General features: G+C 75.5%; 4 protein-coding genes. All 4 read left to right on the top strand.

From position 1 onward, the window contains the following. The first annotated feature begins 65 nt into the window (after positions 1-65). The 4 genes from cysK (at position 66) to ACWJ6R_RS34450 (ending at position 2,356) form a co-directional block, all read left to right on the top strand. Positions 66-986 carry a cysteine synthase A gene (gene cysK, locus ACWJ6R_RS34465; RefSeq protein WP_449066225.1) on the top strand — a complete coding sequence of 307 codons (921 nt, stop codon included), beginning with the start codon at positions 66-68 and terminating at the stop codon, positions 984-986. A 121-nt stretch (positions 987-1,107) separates the two neighbouring features. Further along, on the top strand, positions 1,108-1,881 hold the full coding sequence (locus tag ACWJ6R_RS34460; RefSeq protein WP_449066224.1) for a DUF2249 domain-containing protein: 774 nt from the start codon (positions 1,108-1,110) through the stop codon (positions 1,879-1,881). Next, entirely contained in the window at positions 1,878-2,000 is a 123-nt protein-coding gene (locus ACWJ6R_RS34455) for a hypothetical protein (protein WP_449066223.1), read from the top strand. Before ACWJ6R_RS34460 ends, ACWJ6R_RS34455 begins: the two co-directional genes overlap by 4 nt. Next, complete coding sequence (locus tag ACWJ6R_RS34450; protein WP_449066222.1) at positions 1,997-2,356, top strand: holo-ACP synthase; 360 nt, start codon at positions 1,997-1,999, stop codon at positions 2,354-2,356. Before ACWJ6R_RS34455 ends, ACWJ6R_RS34450 begins: the two co-directional genes overlap by 4 nt. The last annotated feature ends 149 nt before the right edge of the window (positions 2,357-2,505 follow it).

Below are 2,505 nucleotides of genomic sequence, written 5' to 3'. Positions count from 1 at the left end.
GCCCCCGCCGTACCCGCCGTCCGCCCCGCCCCCCTCCCGTAGCCGATCACCAGGAGACGATCCCGATGACCGCGATCCACCCCGACGTCCTGTCCCTCATCGGCCGCACCCCGCTGGTACGGCTCTCGCGCTTCGGCGCCGACCTGCCCGGACGCCTCGTCGCCAAGCTGGAGTCCGCCAACCCCGGCGGGAGCGTCAAGGACCGCATCGCCCGGGCGATGGTCGAGGCGGCCGAGGACGCGGGCCGCCTCGCCCCGGGCGGCCACCTCGTCGAGCCGACCAGCGGCAACACCGGGATCGGCCTGGCCATGGTGGCCGCGGCCAAGGGCTACCGGCTGACGCTCACCATGCCGGAGAGCATGAGCGTCGAGCGCCGGGCCCTGCTCGCGGCGTACGGCGCGGACCTGGTCCTCACCCCGGCGCGCGGGATGAAGGGCGCGGTGGCCGAGGCGGCGCGGCTGGCGGCCGAGCACGGCTGGTTCATGCCGCAGCAGTTCGCCAACCCGGCCAATCCCGACGTGCACCTGCGCACCACCGCGCAGGAGATCTGGGAGGACACCGCCGGAGAGGTCGACGTGCTCGTCGCGGGTGTCGGCACCGGCGGCACCGTCACCGGGGTGGGCCGCTTCCTGAAGGAGAAGAAGCCGGGAGTGCGCGTGGTCGCGGTCGAGCCCGCCGAGTCCCCGGTGCTGTCCGGCGGCACCGCGGGACCGCACGGGATCCAGGGCCTGGGCGCCGGGTTCGTGCCCGAGGTGCTGGACACCGGGGTCTACGACGAGGTGGTCCGGGTCACCGTGGACGAGGCCCGGGACGACGCCCGGCGGCTGGCCCGCACCGAGGGCGTCCTCGCCGGGGTGTCCGGCGGGGCGGCCCTGAGCGCGGCCACGGCCCTGGCCGCCCGGCCCGAGAACGAGGACCGGCTGATCGTCGTGGTCCTCCCGGACACCGGGGAGCGCTACCTCAGCACCCCGCTGTTCACGCCGTAGCGGAGGGAGGCCGCCCGCCGACCGGCGGGCGGCCTCCCCTCGCCGGAAAGGCCCCGGGCACACCCGGGGACCGTACGCACCCCGGTTTTCAGGCCGGGGCGAGACAAGGAGCGCAGTTCCCATGACCGATCAGACCGCCGCAGACCCGCAGGACGCCGTGCTGGCGACGATCCGCGCCCACCACGACCAGCTCGGCCGGACGATGTCCGACCACACCGTGACCATCGCCCGCTCGATCGACAAGCTGGCCTCGCCGGCCGCCCGCCACGCGGTGCTGGTCGCCTTCTGCGTCGAGGAGGTGCTGCCGCACGCGGCGGCCGAGGAGGAGACGCTGTACCGCGTCGCGGCGGGCCTGCCCGAGACGGAGCTGCTCGTGCGGGCGATGAGCAGGGAGCACGTCGTCCTGGCGGACCTCGTCGCCGAGCTGGAGAAGGCGAGCAGCATGGGGGAGGTCGTCAGCGCCGCCGCGGCGCTGAACGCCCTGTTCCAGGCGCACCTGGAGAAGGAGAACGACATCCTGCTGCCGGCCCTCGCCGCCGCCGGGGTCGACCTGGCCGCGCTGCTCGACGGGATGCACGAGATCCTCGGCGAGCCCGCTCCGGAGCAGGGCTGCGGGTGCGGCGGCTGCGGGTGCGGCGCCCGCGAACTCGCGGCGGAGGAGGGCCCGGGAGTCGTCGGGGAGCTGGACGTGCGCCGCCTGGTCCCGGCCCAGCGCCACGAGCGGATCTTCGCCACGTTCGCGGAGCTGCCGGCGGGCACGGCGTTCGTCCTGGTCAACGACCACGATCCCAAGCCCCTCTATTACCAGTTCGCCGCCGAGCACCCGGGCGAGTTCACCTGGGACTACGCCGAGTCCGGACCGAGCGTGTGGCGGGTGCGCATCGGCCGCCCGTGACCGCCGGCGCCTCGCCGAGGCCGTCCGTCACCGCCACCGGCGCCGTGGCCGCCCTCGCCGTACGGCGGGCGGCCCGGCGCGGGCTGTGCGCGGTCCGGCCGGTTAACCTGGGCGGGTGATCGTGGGGATCGGCGTGGACGTCGTGGACGTGGCCAGGTTCGGGACGACGCTGGAGCGGACGCCCGCGCTGCGGACGCGGCTGTTCACCGAGCGGGAGCGCGATCTGCGGCTGGAGTCCCTGGCCGCGCGGTTCGCGGCCAAGGAGGCCGTCGCCAAGGCGCTGGGGGCCCCGCCCGGGCTGCTCCACGCGGAGGCCGAGGTGGTGACCGCCGAGCACGGCCGCCCCGAGCTGCGGGTGACCGGCCGGGTCGCCGAGGTCGCAGGGATCATGGGCGTGGTCCGCTGGCACGTCTCGCTGACCCATGACGGCGGCGTCGCCGTCGCCTACGTGATCGCGGAGGGCCGGGCCCCGTAGATTGGGCGGAATGCGGACGGCATACACCTCTGACCAGATCAGGGCGGCCGAGGCGGCGCTGATGGCGACGCTGCCCGAGGGCGCGCTGATGGAACGCGCGGCCGCCGCGCTGGCGGCGGTCTGCGCCCGGATGCTGGGCGGCGCGGCCG

It is taken from the genome of Planomonospora algeriensis (genome assembly GCF_977012225.1).
Note: the sequence above shows the minus strand (reverse complement) of the source record. Positions and strands in the feature narration are given on the sequence as shown.

Bases quoted from the DNA above. Each gene is read 5' to 3' on its own strand.
- cysK (WP_449066225.1), top strand. From the start codon at position 66: ATGACCGCGATCCACCCCGACGTCCTGTCCCTCATCGGCCGCACCCCG.
- ACWJ6R_RS34460 (WP_449066224.1), top strand. From the start codon at position 1,108: ATGACCGATCAGACCGCCGCAGACCCGCAGGACGCCGTGCTGGCGACG.